At 71.4% G+C, this 16,979-nt stretch carries 13 protein-coding genes; 7 read left to right on the top strand and 6 right to left on the bottom strand.

Translation table 11 applies throughout. The features are described from left to right. The first annotated feature begins 2 nt into the window (after positions 1 to 2). The 3 genes from FL311_RS10835 (at position 3) to FL311_RS10825 (ending at position 3,387) form a co-directional block, all read left to right on the top strand. On the top strand, positions 3 to 872 hold the full coding sequence (locus tag FL311_RS10835; RefSeq protein ID WP_141324908.1) for a hypothetical protein: 870 nt from the start codon (positions 3 to 5) through the stop codon (positions 870 to 872). Positions 873 to 1,006: 134 nt separating this feature from the next. Continuing rightward, on the top strand, positions 1,007 to 2,188 hold the full coding sequence (locus FL311_RS10830) for a serine/threonine-protein kinase (protein WP_141324906.1): 1,182 nt from the start codon (positions 1,007 to 1,009) through the stop codon (positions 2,186 to 2,188). A gap of 206 nt (positions 2,189 to 2,394) precedes the next feature. Beyond that, a complete protein-coding gene (locus tag FL311_RS10825) occupies positions 2,395 to 3,387 on the top strand; it encodes a sensor histidine kinase (RefSeq protein ID WP_141324914.1) in 993 nt (330 codons plus the stop codon). Here the strand turns inward: FL311_RS10825 and FL311_RS10820 are convergent. Further along, positions 3,326 to 3,898 (bottom strand): cysteine dioxygenase family protein, encoded by a 573-nt coding sequence (locus FL311_RS10820; protein ID WP_141324904.1) that lies wholly within the window; start codon positions 3,896 to 3,898, stop codon positions 3,326 to 3,328. The genes FL311_RS10825 and FL311_RS10820 overlap by 62 nt on opposite strands. Before the next feature lie 124 nt (positions 3,899 to 4,022). Between FL311_RS10820 and FL311_RS10815 the strand changes: the two genes are divergently transcribed. From FL311_RS10815 to FL311_RS10805, 3 genes are all read left to right on the top strand, one after another. After that, positions 4,023 to 5,504 carry an FAD/NAD(P)-binding protein gene (locus tag FL311_RS10815; protein WP_141324903.1) on the top strand — a complete coding sequence of 494 codons (1,482 nt, stop codon included), beginning with the start codon at positions 4,023 to 4,025 and terminating at the stop codon, positions 5,502 to 5,504. A gap of 118 nt (positions 5,505 to 5,622) precedes the next feature. Beyond that, complete coding sequence (locus FL311_RS10810) at positions 5,623 to 6,912, top strand: hypothetical protein (protein WP_141324901.1); 1,290 nt, start codon at positions 5,623 to 5,625, stop codon at positions 6,910 to 6,912. Positions 6,913 to 7,403: 491 nt separating this feature from the next. Further along, on the top strand, positions 7,404 to 8,858 hold the full coding sequence (locus tag FL311_RS10805) for a hypothetical protein (RefSeq protein WP_194869156.1): 1,455 nt from the start codon (positions 7,404 to 7,406) through the stop codon (positions 8,856 to 8,858). Between the two features lie 7 nt (positions 8,859 to 8,865). On the opposite strand, the gene FL311_RS10800 is transcribed toward FL311_RS10805, so the two are convergent. After that, positions 8,866 to 9,651 (bottom strand): 2-keto-4-pentenoate hydratase, encoded by a 786-nt coding sequence (locus FL311_RS10800; protein WP_141324899.1) that lies wholly within the window; start codon positions 9,649 to 9,651, stop codon positions 8,866 to 8,868. A 233-nt stretch (positions 9,652 to 9,884) separates the two neighbouring features. On the opposite strand from FL311_RS10800, the gene FL311_RS10795 reads away from it, so the two are divergent. Then, positions 9,885 to 10,493 carry a hypothetical protein gene (locus tag FL311_RS10795; RefSeq protein WP_141324897.1) on the top strand — a complete coding sequence of 203 codons (609 nt, stop codon included), beginning with the start codon at positions 9,885 to 9,887 and terminating at the stop codon, positions 10,491 to 10,493. Between the two features lie 102 nt (positions 10,494 to 10,595). On the opposite strand, the gene FL311_RS10790 is transcribed toward FL311_RS10795, so the two are convergent. From FL311_RS10790 to FL311_RS10775, 4 genes are all read right to left on the bottom strand, one after another. Then, a complete protein-coding gene (locus FL311_RS10790) occupies positions 10,596 to 11,930 on the bottom strand; it encodes a hypothetical protein (protein WP_141324895.1) in 1,335 nt (444 codons plus the stop codon). Further along, positions 11,927 to 14,077, bottom strand: a complete 2,151-nt coding sequence (locus FL311_RS10785) for a hypothetical protein (RefSeq protein ID WP_141324912.1) — start codon at positions 14,075 to 14,077, stop codon at positions 11,927 to 11,929. Before FL311_RS10785 ends, FL311_RS10790 begins: the two co-directional genes overlap by 4 nt. A gap of 295 nt (positions 14,078 to 14,372) precedes the next feature. Continuing rightward, positions 14,373 to 15,155 (bottom strand): SDR family oxidoreductase, encoded by a 783-nt coding sequence (locus tag FL311_RS10780; protein ID WP_141324893.1) that lies wholly within the window; start codon positions 15,153 to 15,155, stop codon positions 14,373 to 14,375. Positions 15,156 to 15,203: 48 nt separating this feature from the next. Further along, positions 15,204 to 16,940: a HAMP domain-containing sensor histidine kinase gene (locus FL311_RS10775; protein WP_141324891.1), complete on the bottom strand. Its 1,737-nt coding sequence runs from the start codon at positions 16,938 to 16,940 to the stop codon at positions 15,204 to 15,206. Positions 16,941 to 16,979 lie beyond the last annotated feature (39 nt).

Here is a 16,979-nt window from a genome sequence, read left to right as displayed (position 1 = left end):
GGGTGGAGTTGGAGCCGGTGGGGGAGGAGCTGGGGCAGCTGCGCGTGCATGCGCTGTCCGTCAACGGGCTCTCCACCAACGGCCTGTCCACCAACGGCCTGTCCACCAACGGCCTGTCCACCAACGGCCTGTCCACCAACGGCCTGTCCACCAATGGCTTCAAGGATTGGTTCAACCAGGACCCGAGCACGGCGGACGCGGTGATGTCCTACGTGGTGACGTGCGCGGTGGCGGCGGGGCAGACGCGCACCTTCACCAACCCGGTGACGGGGGTGCAGTACACGTGGCTGGGCTCGTTGGGGCTGGCGACGAGCTGGGCGAACGGGGCGGCGGCGACGGAGGCGGAGCAGCAGGTGGTGTCCGCGTGCCTGGCGGCGCACGCGAACAAGTACGGCCTGCACGTGCCCATCTCCGTGCTGGGCCGCGTCGCGGCGACCGGCTCCTCCACGCCTCCAGCCATCCCCTACACGCAGGCGGAGCTGGACCTCTACAGCGAGAAGGAGGCCTGCTACTTCGGCAACCTCTTCGACGGCACGGGCGTGTTCGCGGCCAATGACCAGCCGTACCTCGCCGCGGAGCGGAGCACGCCTCGCACGTGTGGGCTGGCCTCGGGCACCACGCAGCAGTGCCCACCCATCACCCACCTGGGCATGTGCGCCTCGCTGTGCACGGTGGCCAGGGACGCCGGCAACAACCCCCTGCCCTACTACGCGTCGTGCATGCACAACGGGAAGACCTACCAGCCCATCACCGCGCGCATCCGCCCCGCGGAAATCTATCGGTGCGGGGATGGCGTCTGCCAGTTCACCGAGCGCTGCGGCACGGGCACCACCGCGACGAGCTGCAACGCCGACTGCGGCGCCTGCCCCTGAGGGCAGCGCGCCATCCGCTGCCGCACACTCGCGGCCGGGGCGTGGGGGCCCCTCCCCGCTGTCGGGGGGGACATCCTCGGAGGTGGTGCTAGCGTCACCCCATTCCCGAGGTCGTGTCCGACTGGGGAGGTGGCATGGACAAGCATCACGTCCTGGACGCGCCCGAGGGCGCGGACATCGCGGGCTACCGGGTGGAGGCGTTGCTGGGCGCGGGAGGGTGCGGCGTGGTGTACCGCGCCTCTCGCGACGGGGCCCCCGTGGCGCTCAAGCTGCAGTCGCTGGAGCAGTTGGGGGGCTGGGCCCTGCGCGAGGTGGCCATCCTCACGCGGCTGGCGCATCGCAACGTGGTGGGCTTCCGCGCGGGCGGGCTCTTTCCTTCCGAGTCCCCCGCGTGGCTCTACCTGGCGATGGAGTACGTGAGGGGGCGTCCGCTGGCGCAGTGGGTGGAGGAGGAGAACCCGTCCGCGAGAGGGGCCGCGACGCTGGCGCTGGGCATGGCGCGGGGGCTGGAGGCGGCGCACACGGCGGACGTGCTCCACCGCGACATCAAGGAGGACAACGTCGTCGTGCGCGAGGAGGACGGCACGCCGGTGTTGATGGACTTCGGCGTGGGGGACTACTCGGGGGCGCCCCGGCTGCCGCGCGGGGTGCTGCCACCGGGCACGCCGCGCTACCGCAGCCCGGAGGCGCTGGCGTTCCGACGCGCGCACCCCGACGGGGTGTATCCGCCCACGTCCGCGGATGACCTGTACGCGCTGGGCGTGGTGCTCTACTGGATGCTCACCGCGCGCCACCCGTTCGTGGACGTGGAGACGCCCGAGGGCGAGCTGGCCGTCATCCACCACCCTCCGGTGTCGCCGCACGTGCTCAACCCGCGGGTGCCGTGGGCGTTGAGCGAGCTGTGCTCGCGGCTGTTGTCCAAGCAGCCCTGGCGGCGCGGCACCGCGAGCACGTGGTGCGCGGTGCTGGAGGCGGAGCTCGCGTCGGCGGACGGTGCGTGGGACGCGCCGCTGTTCCCCGATGTGGCGGACGTGCCCGCCTCCACCGAGGGGACTCGGCCACCGTCGAGAGGGCGGCGCGGCGCGGCCAGCTCGGGTGGACTGCCCGCGTACCGGCCGGCGTCCGAGCCCGAGGCGCCCCGGCTCGTGGTCCGGGCACGGCCCGCGACGGGGACGGCGCGGCTCAGGGGCGTGCCGAGCCTCCTGCTCGCGGTGGTCATGGGTGCGTGTCTGGTGGGTGGCGCGTGCTGGGCCCGGCGCGCGCAGCCCTCGGTGGCGTCGGACCGCCACGCCTCCGAGACTCCGCGCGCGCGATGACACACCTCGCGCCCAAGCTTCCACCGCCCAACGGTGGCTCCGACACGGGGGCGCGCCGCCGTCGACTACCCACCGGGAAGTGCTTTCGCCGCCTCGCCAGACGACATCGGCTCCTTGCCCAGGCCGTCCTGGCGGTGTTGACTGGCGCTGTCCCCCGTCCCCGCGCGTTCCACGGGCTGGACACCTGACGCTGGGATTGCGACGTGATGACGCTACGAGCCAGGGTGCTGTTGATGTCGGCGGTGGCGCAGCGGCGAGGCACGCTGCGACGCGCCTTCCTGGCACGTCAGGGGATACCGTCCGGCCCGGAAGCTTCCAGCACGACCAGCGCGCGCGCGGCCTCGGAGGCGCTGGAGGAGACGGTGCGCGAGCGCACCGCGGAGCTCGAGGCCGCCAACGCCAAGCTGTCGCGCAGCCTGGAGCAGCTCCACGCCACCCAGGCCCAGCTGCTCTTCGCCGACCGGCTCATCGCCCTGGGCCGCATCGCCGCGGGCGTGGGCCACGAAATCAACAACCCCCTCGCCTTCATCCTCAGCAACCTGGAGTACATCCACCAGGAGCTCCAGCAGAAGGAGCAGCTGCCGGAGCGCGAGCGCCAGGAGGTGCTGGAGGCGCTCGCCGAGACGCGCGACGGCGCCGAGCGCATCCGCCTCATCGTCCGTGACTTGCAGACGCTCTCGCGCTCCGAGGACGTGGGCAGCGGCCCGTCGGACGTGGGCGCGGTGGTGCGCACCGCGGCGAAGATGGCCATGCACGAGCTGCGGCACCGCGCGCGCCTGGTGGTCGAGTGCGACGGCGTGCCCCCGGTGCAGGGCAACGGCGCCCGGCTGGGTCAGGTGTTCCTGAACCTGCTGCTCAACGCGGCGCAGGCCATCGTCCCCGGTCAGGTGGAGCTCAACGAGGTGCGCGTCGTCGCGAGCGAGGCGATGCCGGGGCGCGTCGTCGCGGTGGAGGTGCGCGACACCGGCTGCGGCATCTCCCCCGAGCACCGCGAGCGCATCTTCGACCCGTTCTTCACCACCAAGCCCCTGGGCGTGGGCACCGGCCTGGGCCTCGCCGTCTGCCACGGCATCGTCACGTCGCTGGGCGGCACCCTCACGCTGGAGAGCGCGCCCGGCCGGGGCAGCATCTTCCGCGTCACCCTGCCCGTGGCCGGCGCCTTCGCCCAGCCCCCACGGCAACTGGACGCGGCGCTCTGACCACCTGGCTGTCGTAGGGCGTCATGCCCTCCATCGGCGGCGCGTACAGGTGCAACGACACCGCGCCCCGACGCGACGAGTTGTGCACGCGGTGGATGGTGTCCGACGCCTCGAGCAACAAGTCGCCCTCCCGCGCGCGCTCGACGACGGCCGGCAGCAGCCTGTCTCCCGCCCAGTCGTAACGCGTCTCGTCCAGGCTCCCCTGCACGAGCAGCGACACGCCGGCGGAGCCGCCATGGTCATGCACGAGCGAGCCCTGCCCCGGCCTCCAGCACACGAGCAGCAGCTCACACGCGTCCGTCTTCGCCAGCGTCCTGCGCACGTAGCGCGCGTCGTCGAACCGGACGAGCGAGCCCAGCAGCCCCCAGTCGGGGCGGCTGTCACGAAGCCGCTCCATCAGCCACGTCAGCGACGGGACGGCGTCCCGACCCTCTGGCAGTGACCAGCCGAGCAGGCTCTTCGTGTCCGGGACCTCACGGTCCCACTCTCCTATGGTGGAGCGCTCTCGCATGGGTCCTCCCGGGATGTGCGTGGGAGTGTGGACACGCCCTCAGACCCTGACCAGGGGTTGCCATCCGATTGTCCACACCGCCAGCGTGGATGCCGTCACGCGCAGGCGGACATAGGATTGCGGCGTGCAAGGACACAGCAGCCCATGGGATGTGGCCATCGTCGGGGGCGGGGCCAGCGGAACATTGTTGGCCATCCACCTCCTGAAGCAGGCACGCGCGCCCCTGCGGGTGCTGCTGCTGGAGCGAGGCCGGAGCGTGGGCCAGGGGCTCGCCTACTCGACCCGCAGCCAGCGTCATCTGCTCAACGTCCCCGCCGGGCGCATGGGCGCCTTCATGGAGGACCCGGAGCACTTCCTGCGCGCCGTGCGGCGACAGGCGCCCGACACGGCGCCCGGAGACTTCGTCCCCCGGCAGCGCTATGGCCAATACCTGGCGGAGGTGCTGGAGGAGACCCGCGCGCGCGCGGCCCCGGGGGTGCGGCTGGAGACCAGGTTTGCGCAGGTGGTCTCGATGCGCGAGCACGGCGGCCTGGTGACGCTGACGACCGGGGACGGCGCGGAGCACGTCGCGCGCCGCGCGGTGCTGGCGCTGGGCAACGCGGACCCCGCGGACCTCCGGGTGGAGGACGGCGGGCTGTACGCGAGCCCCCACTACCACCGCTCGCCGTGGGTCCCTGACGCGCTCGCCGGCATCGGCGCGAAGGACGCGGTGCTGCTCATCGGCACGGGGCTCACCATGGTGGACGCCGTGCTGTCGCTGGAGGAGCAGGGCCACACGGGCCCCATGTACGCGCTGTCGCGGCACGGGCTGCTGCCCCACCGGCACCTGCGCGCCTCCGCGGGGACGTACGACTCGCCCGGCATCCGCGACGTGCTGCGCGCGCTGCGACGCGAGGGCTTGCGGCCCCAGGACGACACCACCCCGCACCCCATCCCCGTGCGCGTGCGCGCGCTGCTGCGGGTGCTGCGGCGCGAGGTGCGCCGGGCCACGGACGCGGGGGCCAGCTGGCGCGCGGTGGTGGATGCGCTGAGGCCGGTGACGGTGCCCCTGTGGCAGCGGCTGTCGGACGTGGAGCGACGGCGCTTCCTGCGCCACCTGCGCTCCTACTGGGACGTCCACCGCCACCGGATGGCGCCCGGCGTCGCCGAGGGGCTCGAGCAGCTGATGGAAACAGGACGACTGACGGTGCGCGCGGCCCGGGTGCGCGGCTTCCGGCTGGACGACACCGGCACGGTCCACGCGCGAATCCTCCCGCGAGGCGAGGGCCGCGAGGAGCACCTCCAGGTCCGCCACGTGGTGAACTGCACCGGCCCCGAGGGCACCGTCACCCGACACGGCCACCCGCTGCTCAAGCGCCTGGCGGACGAGGGGCGGCTGCGGCCGGACGCGCTCGGCATGGGCCTGGACACCGACAGCCACGGCGCCCTGCTGGACGCGAGCGGGCGGACAGGAGGGCTCCTCTATACGCTGGGGCCCCTGCGCCGGGGGGAGCTGTGGGAGACCACGGCCGTGCCGGAGATTCGCGCCCAGGCCCGCGCGCTCGCGGACCACCTGCTGGCCCGGCTGAACCATGGCCTCCTGCCTCCCCGCCGCAGTGCCGGCTGACCCTCGGGCCGGACGCTGGCCCCCGGGCCCAGACGGCGAGTGAAGTCACGGAAGGATGACGCGGCGAGTCCCCCGAGCGGAGGTTTCATGCGAGGCTCCGCCCGCCGGACTCCCCCTCATGGCCCTCCACCGTCCCCTCTACACCCTCGCTGGCGGCGCACTCGCCGTCCTCCTCGCCTGCGGGGGCGGGTGGGCGTACGTGAAGCTGCGCACGGGGCCCCTGGAGGAGCGGCTGGTGCGGGAGGTGGGGGAGCTGTCGCGCACGAGCTACGCGCGGCCCTCACACGTGAATCCCTCGGTCCCGGGCAGCTTCGCGCGCCACCTGGAGCCGCTGCTCGAGCCCGTGCTGCAGCTGTATCAGGAGCAACAGAAGCCACAGGGGAACTCGGCGCAGGGGCAGCCCTGTCGGGACGTGGCGGACGGGAAGCTGCCCACGTCGGCGCTGACGCAGGGCTGTGAGCAGGCGCTGGAGCGGGCCCGGCCGTTGCTCGCGCGGGTGCTGCTGGCGACGCACGCGGAGGTGGGGGGGCTGCCCGAGCGCTTGGGGGCGCTGGCGCCCCTCACGCCCGCCCGCGCCAATGGCCGGTTCGCGCTGATGTACGTGGTGCACCTGGCGGCGTTGGAGACGCGGGTGCGGCTGTCCCACGGGCAGGCCTCGGCGGCGCTGGATGTGTGTCTGGACGCGCTGGCGCTCAGCCGGGAGCTGGAGCTGGGGGGAGGCATGGAGGGGCAGCTGCTCTCCGCCACGGGCCATGGCGTGCTCTATCACCCCTGCGCGGACGCGCTGGACGCCGCGCCGCTGGAGCGCAAGCGCCTGGCGATTTCGCAGCTGGCGCGCCTGGCGGATGGGTACGCGCCCTTCTCCGTCACGCTGCGGCAGGAGTCGGTGCTGCTGCAGCTGGTCCACTTCCGGCCGCTGCTCTCCGAGCAGACGCTGGCGCGGCTGCCGGCGGGGAGCCAGGACATCGTCCCGCCGGAGCTGCTGGGACTCGCGCCTCCGGACGACAACGCGCTGACGGCGCGGCGCGCGTGGTGGCGGTTGGTGGAGGGCTTCGACGCGCTGACGGCCGTCGCGGACCTGCCCACGGGGGCGCGCCGGCGCGCGTTCGCGCTGCTGGAGCTGGGCACGCTCAGCCTCCACGGCCCGGACGTCGTCACGTATGGCGAGTACGCGGAGCGGTTGGATTTGCGCCGGCTGCAGCACGACGCGCTCATCACGCTGGCGGAGGTGGACCTGGCGCGCGCCGAGCGGGGGCACTGGCCGGACTCGCCGCCCCGACACAAGGACTCCTCCTTCGTGCTGGAGCCGATGGGGCCCACCGAGGCCCGGCTGCGTCCCTGCTCGCGCGCGTACGCGGCCCAGGGGCTGCGCGTGACGGCGGACCTGGCGCGACAGCCGGGGCCCTGACGCACGGCGTCCACGCAAGCCTCCCGGGACTGCAGGCGAGCAGACCCCGGTCAGCGGCCTGCCCGGCAGGTGCGCCAGGGCTACCTTGCCTGAGGACGCCGAGCCAGAGCCCTGGAGGGGGAGATGAATCCACCACACGCACGTCGTGCGGCGTCGGACGCGCACGGGGCTCGTCGCGAGGAGTCTGCACGCGAGGCATGGTGCTCGCCCGATGCTCGTCGGCGCGTGCCGGACGCGTACGAGCCTCGGCGCGTGGCCCCGGAGCAAGCGGCGCGAAGCGCACTCCTCTCTTGTCGTCTCACACCGGACGCGAACGGGCCTCGGCGCGTGGCCCCGGAGCAAGCGGCGCGAAGCGCACTCCTCTCTTGTCGTCTCACACCGGACGCGAACGGGCCCCGGCGCGTGGACCCGGAGCAAGCGGCGCGGAGTTCGCCTGACGCACGTCATCTCGCACCGAACCCGCACGAGACTCGTCACGCGGAGCTGGCGCCATGATGGCGCGCCGCTTCGTCGCGGACCTCGACTCGTCGGCCGCGCTGCTGCGGGCGCTCGCGGCCTTCCTGCATGGCCGGGACGCCCCCGCGCTGGGCGCCCACCGCCACACGCATCCGCTGTTCGAGGCACTGGCGCCCGCCGTCAACCGCCTGTCGGTGCCGCTGCGCGAGAGCGCGTGGGTGCGCGGCGCGCTGGCGGAGGCGCTGACGCCGAAGGCGCTCGCGCGCTTCGACGCGGAGGCCCTCGCGCGCTGGGTGGTGAGCCGCTACCCGAGACGCCGCTATCCCGCGGCCGTGGTCGGCGCCACCAACGGCGCGCTCGTCCACCTGTGCGCCGCGCTCGGAATCCCCTGGCTGCCGCAGACGCACCTGCTGTCCGTGCGCCATGACGGCCAGGTGCCCGTGGACGAGCCGATGAAGACCCTCGGCTTCGCGCGCGAGCCCGCACGTCGTCTGCTGGAATCCCATCCGGAGCTGCAGCTCCACCACACCCACGACGCCAACCACGACCGGCTCCTCCTCCAGGGACTGACGCACTTCCGGGTGAAGCGGCGCGGGCTGAGCCCCGCGTACATCCGCTTCCTGGAGGAGGCGCTGGAGCCCGGCGCCACCCTCTTCGTGTCCGAGTGCGAGCTGCGCTGGCCCACGCTCCAACAGGGCGAGCGACACGTCTTCCAGCAAGGCTCGCTCGGGGGCGCGAGCCCGGACGAGTACTACCTGGGCGGCCCTCGCGTGGAGGCCTACCTGCGCCAGCAGGGCTCGTCCCTGACGCGCTGGCCGTCACCCCCGCCCGACAGCGACAGCCCGGAGGCGGAGTGGGGCTTCGAGCCCGCCCTGCGCGACGACTTGCTGCGGCTCGCACGCAAGCGGCGCTGGAGGCTCAAGCGCATCGTCTACCCGGAGCCGGAGGCGCTCAGCCCGCTGGTGGCGGACCTGTACCGGCACTGGTACCACGAGCGGAAGATGCCGTCCGTCAAGCTGCTGGCGGAGTGCTCCATCCTGCTGGAGCCCTGGTGGACGCTGCGCACCGGCGCGGTGCCGTTCTGGATGGTGCTCAACACGCGGGCCTCGGCGCGCGCGCTCGAGCGCTACCTGGACCGCTCCACGCCGTGGGACGCGATGTACCTGACGCTCTGCTCACGCGGGGTGGAGTCCATCGGCCTCGCCACGATGGAGCACTGGCGCGCGCTGCTGTCACGAGGCCGCACCCGGGGCCAGCTGCTCGGCGTGGACGCGCGCGAGTACCCGCGCGACTTCGCATCCTTCGTGCGCTACCACCCGGCGATGCGGCGCGCGCTGTCCGCGCATCACTCCACCCGCGAGCGCTTGAGGCCGGAGCGCCTGGACGCGTTCCTGAAGCAGCACGGCGAGCGGTACGCGGTGCAATGGCTGGAGGCGGACGTGCGCCCGCGCCACCAGAGCGCGGGCGTGGCCTCCTCCTGGTTCCTGTGACGACGCCTCAGGCGGCCGACACCGCCACCGAGCCGAGTCCCTCGACGACGAGCTTCACCCGGTCTCCGGGCTGGAACATGTGCGCGATGGTCGCCGCGCCCGCCAGGACGATGCTCCCCGCGGGCAGCACCTGTCCGCGCTTGGCGAGCAGCTCGCACAGCTGCACCAACGACAACACGGGGTCCCCGGAGATGGCGTCCGAGCGGGCCGAGTGCGCCAGCGCGTCGTTCACGAACATCTTCATCTCCAGCCGCGTCAAATCCATGGCGCGCGGCGGGTGCTCCTGGGTCGCCAGGACGAACAGGGACGAGGACGCGTTGTCCGCCACCACGTCCGGCAGGGAGAAGTACTTGAAGTCGCGGTAGCGCGAGTCGAGGATCTCCATCGCCGCGAACACGGACTCACACGCATCCAGCGCCTCGTCGCGCGTCACGGTGCCCTTGAGCTCGCGCGCGGTGCGGAAGGCAATCTCGGGCTCGATTTTCGGGTGGATGCCCTGGGCGAGCGACACCACGCCGTCCGCCTGCACGCGCATCTTGTCCGTGAGGACGCCATACACGGGCGAGTCCAGGTTCATCTGCCGGCGCTTGGCCTCGGACGTCAGGCCCATCTTCAAGCCCACCAGGCGCTCACCGGCCGCGAGCCGCAGCTTCAGCCCCTCCTCCTGGATGGCGTACGCGTCCGGCACGGACAGCGCGGGCAGCTCGTTGGTGAGGGGCGGCACCTCCCGCCGCTCCCGCCTCGCGTCGTCCAGTCGTCGGGCCAGCTCCGCGGGGTTCACAGTCCCAGTCATCGCATCCCTCTTCTGAGTCCGCGGCGCGGAGAGCCGGCGCCGGGGGGCGCGCAGCAGAGCAGCTTTCGCGGTGTCGGGCGAGGGTTGCTCGCATCGGCCGTCACCGGGGTATAAGCCCGAGGACCCGGGAATGGGGGTGTCTCCCGGGCTGGCATCGAGCGGTCGCCAGGCGGCATCACCCCGACGAGACCTCCCGGCCGGGGCGGGCTCCACCGAAGCAAGGACTCGACTTCATGCGCTACTCTTGGCTCTTCGCGGCAGTGCTGCTTCCCTCTTCCATCGCGCTGGCGGATGACCGCGGCCGACACACCCACGATGGCTTCTACCTGCGCGGTCAGCTCGGCCTGGGCTACACGCACTCGGCCGCCGTGGGACAAGGCGTGGACCTGGCCCTCAAGGGCGGCGCGGGCACGCTCAACCTGGAGCTGGGCTTCGCGCCCATCAACAACTTCATCCTCTACGGAAAGCTGTTCGGCACCTCCACACCCAACCCGGACATCGAGGTGGAGGGCGTCACCATCGAGGGGGACGAGGACGACGACGTGGCCAGCAACTACGCCGCCATCGGCGTGGGCCTCGCGTACTACTTCATGCCCGTCAACTTCTACCTCTCCGGCGCGGTGGTGGCCAACCAGCTCAGCGCCTCGTACGAGGGCGAGACGGAGGCGGAGACCGACACCGGCGTGGGCCTGCACCTGGGCCTGGGCAAGGAGTGGTGGGTGAGCGACAACTGGGGCGTGGGCATCGGCGCGGAGCTGGCGCTGGGCCGCATCCGCGGCGAGGGCAACGACGACTGGAACGTCACCCACTTCTCGCTGCTGTTCACCGCGACCTTCAACTGACGTGAGGTCGCGCGCCGGGCCGTGACGCCTCCTCGAGCCGAGGAGCTCACGGCCCGGTCCGTGCCCATCCGGTCTTCGTGTCGCCCCGCCATGGCTTCCCGGTCAGGGGCGGTGCCGCTCGGACTCCTTGAAGAACTGGGTGAGCGAGCAGTCCAGCAGCGACTGGCGCGACTGCAGGTACCGTCGGGCGCGAAGGAAAGGCAGCCACACGCGCTCGCCGACCCGCACCTGGGACTCCTCCAACTTCCGCCGCGGCACCCAGGTGCCGCCGAGCCGCCGTACCAGCATACCGCCCAGATATGCCCCCAGCGCTGGCGCGGTATGACTGTCGATGAGCTCGCGCTCGTACCTCTCCGGGAAGTTCTCCCTCCAGAAGTAGAAGTCCAGGTCCGTGAGGGACTCGGGGGTCTCCTCCATGATGGAGGGCACCTTCGTATGCAGCGCGGCCACGAGTTCCTCGGACAGCTCCGCGTAGGAAGTGAGGACGCTCTCCGGACTCTCCACGTCTGACGGCAGCGCGACGGGCAGCCACTCCTCCGGCGCCGGGGGCCGGAACGCGTTGAGTTCGGCAATCTTCTTCTGACGCTCGCCGATGGCGAACTCATCCGGCAGCCGCGAGAGGAATGGAGCCACGTCCGGGTGGAAGCTCGGCTCGACAGGCACCAGCGCGGCGCTGCGCTCCTTGAGCGCCCTCAGCACCGTGTCGAAGTCGAGGTCCGGGCGCAGGTGGACATGCGCTCGCGCTTGGGCCACGCGCGCCTCATCGCTCGCGAAGTCAGCGGCGGTGGGACGCAGCACCAGCAGGATGGCACCGTTGGGCAACTCCTCCACCAGGTGCGCGGGGGTCGACAACACCCGCTCACGCCCCACGCTTTCCACCAACTCCGGACCGAAGATGTTCAGCCAGAACAGCTCATAAATCTTGTCGAAGCCATCTCGCCTCGTCACTTCATCTTCGCGACCAAAGTTGGGGTAATCCGCCAGCTGCCTGTCGGCCATGCTGTGAGCCATGGCATTGACGACTGCGTAGCTCGAGGCCCATGCACGGATCATCTGCACGAACTTTCGGCAGCGCTCCACCTGCCCAAAGAAAGTCTGCGGCTGGACCGCGATCCAGATGTGCAGCCTGCATTCATCGGGCTCCAAGAATAGCCGAAGCGTCATGTCCAACGAGGGACGATTCGTGCGGTAGAACCCAACGACAGCGCTGCTCTCATCACGCTCTTCGTCAAATGCTTTCCAAAATGCAGCGCGAGAATATTTGCGCTGTCGCTTCCCCTCGACAACCTCCGGCATCCAATCGGCTGAATATTCTTCAAGAGCCAGAAGGAACGGCGCCAGCGCGTGCTCGACCCCCTCTTGATGGCCAAAGATACCTTCGAGGGAAAGGCGGAGAACGTCTTCCGAGGCGACCTCGCGGAGTTCAAGCACTTTCATTCGAACGACACCTCCACTCCCTTGACCTTCCTTTCAGTGATGCGCACGGACTCCCTCATTGCATCGAAATTCGAGGGTTTCAGTGGCCCCCCTTCGTAGACGAGGCGCACCCGCAGAACTTTCGCTTGCTGCCTGATGTGGGGCCTCAGGATGCTCAACGTCTCACCGTAGTACGTCAAAGCAGCGCTAGCATCCGTGATCATCTGTGCCTGGAGGGCCTTGTCCTTCAGTTGTGACAGCTCCCGACTCTTGAAGCTGAAGGTCTCCACGCGGGGTGACTGGCCGGGGGGCGGCCGCTCCTCGATGACGAGCACGTCCGCGAAGCGCAGGTCCGCCTTCATCACTCCCACGTGTGTCTCGATGCGCGGCTGGTCGAAGTCCTTCAGCCAGCGCCGCTGCCCTCGCGGAAGCGCCGCGTCCGCCTCCAGTATGGCGACCATGGTCTTCTCGAAGGCCAGGCCACGCGCATACCTGTCTCGCATCGCCCGGTAGCCCGCCCACTCCAGTGGCCCCTTCTGCGCGACGCCCGTCTCGAACTCAGCCGTCCTCCTCTCCAGGTACGACAAATACTCCGGCCAGCGCGCGTTCACCTCCGCGCCGCGTGGCGTCGCCTTCAACAAGGCCTCTCGGTGCCTCTCCAGCAACCTCACCTCCACCGGCAGACGCCCGCCCGCCGCCTCCGCCTCCGCCTGCTTCAGCTTTGCTTCCGCCACCTCCGCGCGGAGTCCGGCCGCCTCCGGTGGCAGGGACGGGGTGCCACCACCTGGCGTCCTACCGCCGCTCGTTGCGCTGGCCCGCGCGGACTCCCGATACCGCTCCGCCAGCATGGCCTGCGCCTTCGGCAGGTTGCCTCGCGCTTCATGCAGGGCGATGACACCAGCCGGCCCTTCTACCGCCGCGAAGAGAGCAACCTCACGCCTGCCCCTGAATAGGGAGACGAACTCGCCGACCACGGCGGAGCCGAATTGCTCCTCCATCTCTTTCACGATCGCCTTCAGTGCTTCGACGTCCGGAGCAGAGACTCGCCGCAGACCGCCGGGCCTGGACTCCACCAGCGCCCGCGCGCCCTTGCTCCCGGCATACAGCGCCACCACCAGCGCGGCCGGTGCCAGCTCCATCGTGGCCTGCTCGTACCTGCCCTGCGCCAACGAGCGCGCCCCGTGCCCCGTCCCCACCACCAGGTGGTAGAAGCCCATCGGCACTCCAAACGTCAGGCTGTCGAAGGCTCCCGCCGCGACACTCCCAGGCGCGTAGTGCCTCTGCATCAACTCCTTCTGCACGTCGTCGAGGACTTCCTGGTAGCGCGGGGGCATCTGCCCACCCATGGCCATCAACTCCGTATACCGGGCCTCGCCACTCACCAGGCTGCTGGAGAGCATGTCCCGGCCCGCTCGTCCCAGCCCCCGCAGCACGTCTCGCCCCTGCTCCCCACGCTCCGGGAAGCCCTCCAGCGCGAGGCCTCGCTGTTTCAGCTCCTCACGGACGACGGGCATGCTCCCCAGCGTCTCGCCCAGTTGCTTGTCACGCGACAGCCGCCGCACCACCTCGCGCAGCTCGTCGTCGAAGGCCGAGTGCAGGACGAAGAGGGCAAGCACCTCCGCATACGGCACCCCGTACTTCTCCACCGCCGTGACGAGGAAGGCCGCGCGCTTGCGGCCCAGCACTCCCGAGGCCCTTGCGTCCATCGGCCCCAGGGCCCCCAGGCGCACCGCGTCCCAGTCCGTGAGCGACTCCACCAACGCGGCCATGTCCACCCCGCGCTGCATCGCCACGAACTCCCCGGGCGAACCACACCCAAGGAACGACTCCACCACCTCTCGGCTGGGCGCCAGCTCGGGCCAGCCCACGGGCAAGGCCGTGCCACCACAAACCACTCGGGTCACCGACTTCGAGCCAGTGGCTCCCGCCCCTTCGCTCCCGTCCGACAAGGGCTCTCGTCGAAGGTGCAACGGCACGTCTTCCGATGAGGCCACCTCCTCCTCCGGCGATGCCCCCGCCCCCCTCATCACCTGGCCGGACGCGGAGAAGGCACCGAAGGCCAGCACGTCTGTCGGGCCTGGGTTCGCCGGCAACGAAGCGCACCCGGACACCAGCAACGCCACCCACACGAAGACGGACACACCGCGCCACCACCGCTCACCTCGCATCGTCCGCCCCATGCCCCAGCGCCAGAGCGGCGGCCCCCGCTACCGACACGTCTTCGCCAGCAGAGGTCAGTGCCTCCACCCACGTCATTCCAGGCAACACCACGACCGCCCAGCGCACGCGCATCGACGTCTCCCGTGAAGGCCCCGAAGGTGAGGCCATGGGCAAGGATTCCCTTCCGGTCCGACAGGGCGTCCAGCCGGAGGGAATGCATGGCTCGACGGAAGTCGCCGACGACCCGACCTCGCCGGGCCATCAGCCGCCGTGTCACGTCACGGCCCAGACCGTGTCAGACGCTCAGCCCTGCTGGTTGAGCCCGGCGACCATGGCGCGCACGGCGGCGCGCGGGCTCAGGCGCACCATGAAGGCCCCCACCGCGTTGGCCACGCCGTGGATGGCCAGCACGCGCCCGCGCATCATCTTCGCGTACGCGTGCTCCACCACGTCCGGGGCCTTGGCCACGCCGGTGCGCTGGAACAGGCGGGTCTTGTCGTTGCCCGCGCGCTGGGCGAACTCGGTGTGCGTCGCGCCGGGGCAGTGGCACGTCACCGTCACGCCCGTGCCCTTCAGCTCGTAGGAGAGCGCCTCCGACAGCGACACCACGAAGGCCTTGGTCGCGTAGTACGTGGCCATGTAGGGCCCTGGCTGGAAGCCGGCGGTGGAGGCGACGTTGAGGATGCGGCCGTGGCCGCGCTCGCGCATGGGCCGGGCGAACAGGTGCGTGAGCTTCAACAGCGCGGTGCAGTTGACCTCCACCATCTCCCCCTCGCGCTTCACGTCCTGGTCCAGGAAGGGGCCTGCGGAGCCGAAGCCCGCGTTGTTGACGAGGAACTCCACCGCGAGGCCGCGCTCGGCCACCTGCGCGAAGAGCTGCTCGGGCGCCTCCGGCCGCGTCAAATCCGCGGGCAGCACGTGGGCTGTCACCCCGTGCTCCTTCTGGAGCGTCGCGGCGAGCGCCTCCAGGCGCTCGGCGCTGCGGGCGACGAGGATGACGTCGTGTCCGTCCCGAGCGAAGCGCCGCGCGAACTGCTCACCCAACCCCGCCGATGCACCGGTGATGAGGGCCACCTTGCGTGACATGTTGTTTCCTCCCGGGGCGTTTATAGCCGAGCGGGAGCGGGACGCACGTCAGGTGCTCTCGCGTCGGGGCAGGGTCACCTCGAAGTGGCTGCCCTTCTGCGGCTCGCTCGCCACCTGGATGGTGCCGCCGTGGGCCTCGACGATCTGCCGGGTGACGTAGAGCCCCAGGCCCAGGCCGCCGTAGTGACGCTCGCTGACGGCGCGGCCGAAGCGCTCGAAGATGTGGGACTGGTACTCGCGCGCGATGCCGATGCCCGCGTCCTCCACGCGCACCACCACGTCCTCCCCCGCGCCCTCCAGCTCCACGCGCACCGGCTGCCCCGCGCCGTACTTCAGCGCGTTGGCGAGCAGGTGCGTCAACACCTGCTCCAGCCGGGCGCGGTCCCAGTGCCCCTTCACGTCCCCGTGCGTGGTGAGCGACACCTCGCTGCCTGCCTGACTCGAGGCGAGCGCCAGGCGCGTCTTCACCTCGCGCGCCAGCACCTCCAGGTCCACGTCCTCACGGTGCAAGGACAGCCGTCCGCTGGACATGCGCGAGACATCGAGCAGCCCGTGCACCAGCCCCGACAGCTTGTCCACCTGGCGCTGCACGACGTCCAGCTGCGAGAGCACCAGCGACGTGGGCAGGTAGGGCTTGTCCTTGCGCGTCTGCTGCCGCAGCCACTGCAGGCGCAGTTGAAGGGGCGTGAGCGGCGTCTTGAGCTCGTGGCTGGCCACGGCGAGGAACTCGTCGCGCAAGAGCACCGAGCGGCGCGCCTCGCGGTAGAGCCGGGCGTTGTCCAGGAACAGCGCCGCGCGGCGGGCCAGGTCCTGCGCTGTCTCCAGGTCCGCCTGGCTGTAGTGGCGCGAGGGGCGCACGGCGAGGAACGTGAGCGCCCCCAGCGAGCGTCCCCGCGCGACGAGCGGCACGGACAGGATGCCGTGGAAGCCCACCTCGCGCATGGTCTCGTAGTGCGCCTCGCTCACCGACACCCGATGCAGCCACGCGTCGTCGACGTCATCGACGAGCAGGGACTCGGCGTGACGGGCCACGCGCGTGGTCGGGTGGGAGCTGCCCTCGGGCCCCGGGGGGAACTCACGCACGCGCAGGGCGAGCGGCGCATCGCGCGCGTCGGCGTGCGCCACGGACGTGCGCTGCACGGTGCCCCCCTCGTCGATGATGTCGACGAAGCACCAGTCCGCCATCACGGGCACGCTGAGCCGGGCCAGCGTATCGAGCGTCACCTTGGGGTCGAGCGACGACGAGGCCAGCAGGCGGCTGGCGTCGGAGAGGAAGGCCGCGCGGTGCTCGGCGTCCTCGGCCTCCGTGCGCGCCTGTTGCTCCTCGCGCAGCAGGCGGGCGGACTCCAGCGCCAGGCCCGCGAGGCGGGCGAGCCGGGAGAGGGCCACCTCGTCCTCGCGGCTGAAGTCCCCCACCTCCCGGTCGAAGAGGTAGAGCACCCCCGCGTTCGAGGGCAGCGCCACCGCCAGGCGCCCCCGGGGCTCCGCGGCCCCCGTGGCGGCGCGGCGCCCCCGCCGGGCTCGGCCGCCTCCCGAGGGCACGGCGTACCCGCCCCAGACCTCGTAGGCGCGCGAGAGCGAGGTGACGCTCGCCCCCCCAGTCCTGCCGGGAGCAGGCGTCAGCACCACGGTCGCCTGGTGCGCGCGCGTCAGCCGGCGGGCGACCTCCACGAGCACCGTGAGCGCCTCCTCGACGGTGGCCGCCGAGAGGAGCTGCCGTGAGTCCGCATCCGCCGCCGCGCGCGCCTCTTCCTCGGACATCGGCGCGACAGGTTCCATGGGCATGTCTGACTCCCTTTACACACAACCCGGCCCGGCCCCTCG

Origin of the sequence: Myxococcus sp. AB025B, assembly GCF_006518215.1 — a bacterium.
In the GTDB taxonomy this organism is placed as follows: domain Bacteria; phylum Myxococcota; class Myxococcia; order Myxococcales; family Myxococcaceae; genus Myxococcus; species Myxococcus fulvus.
The sequence above is the reverse complement of the archived record's forward strand: the minus strand, read 5'-3'. Positions and strand labels throughout refer to the sequence as shown.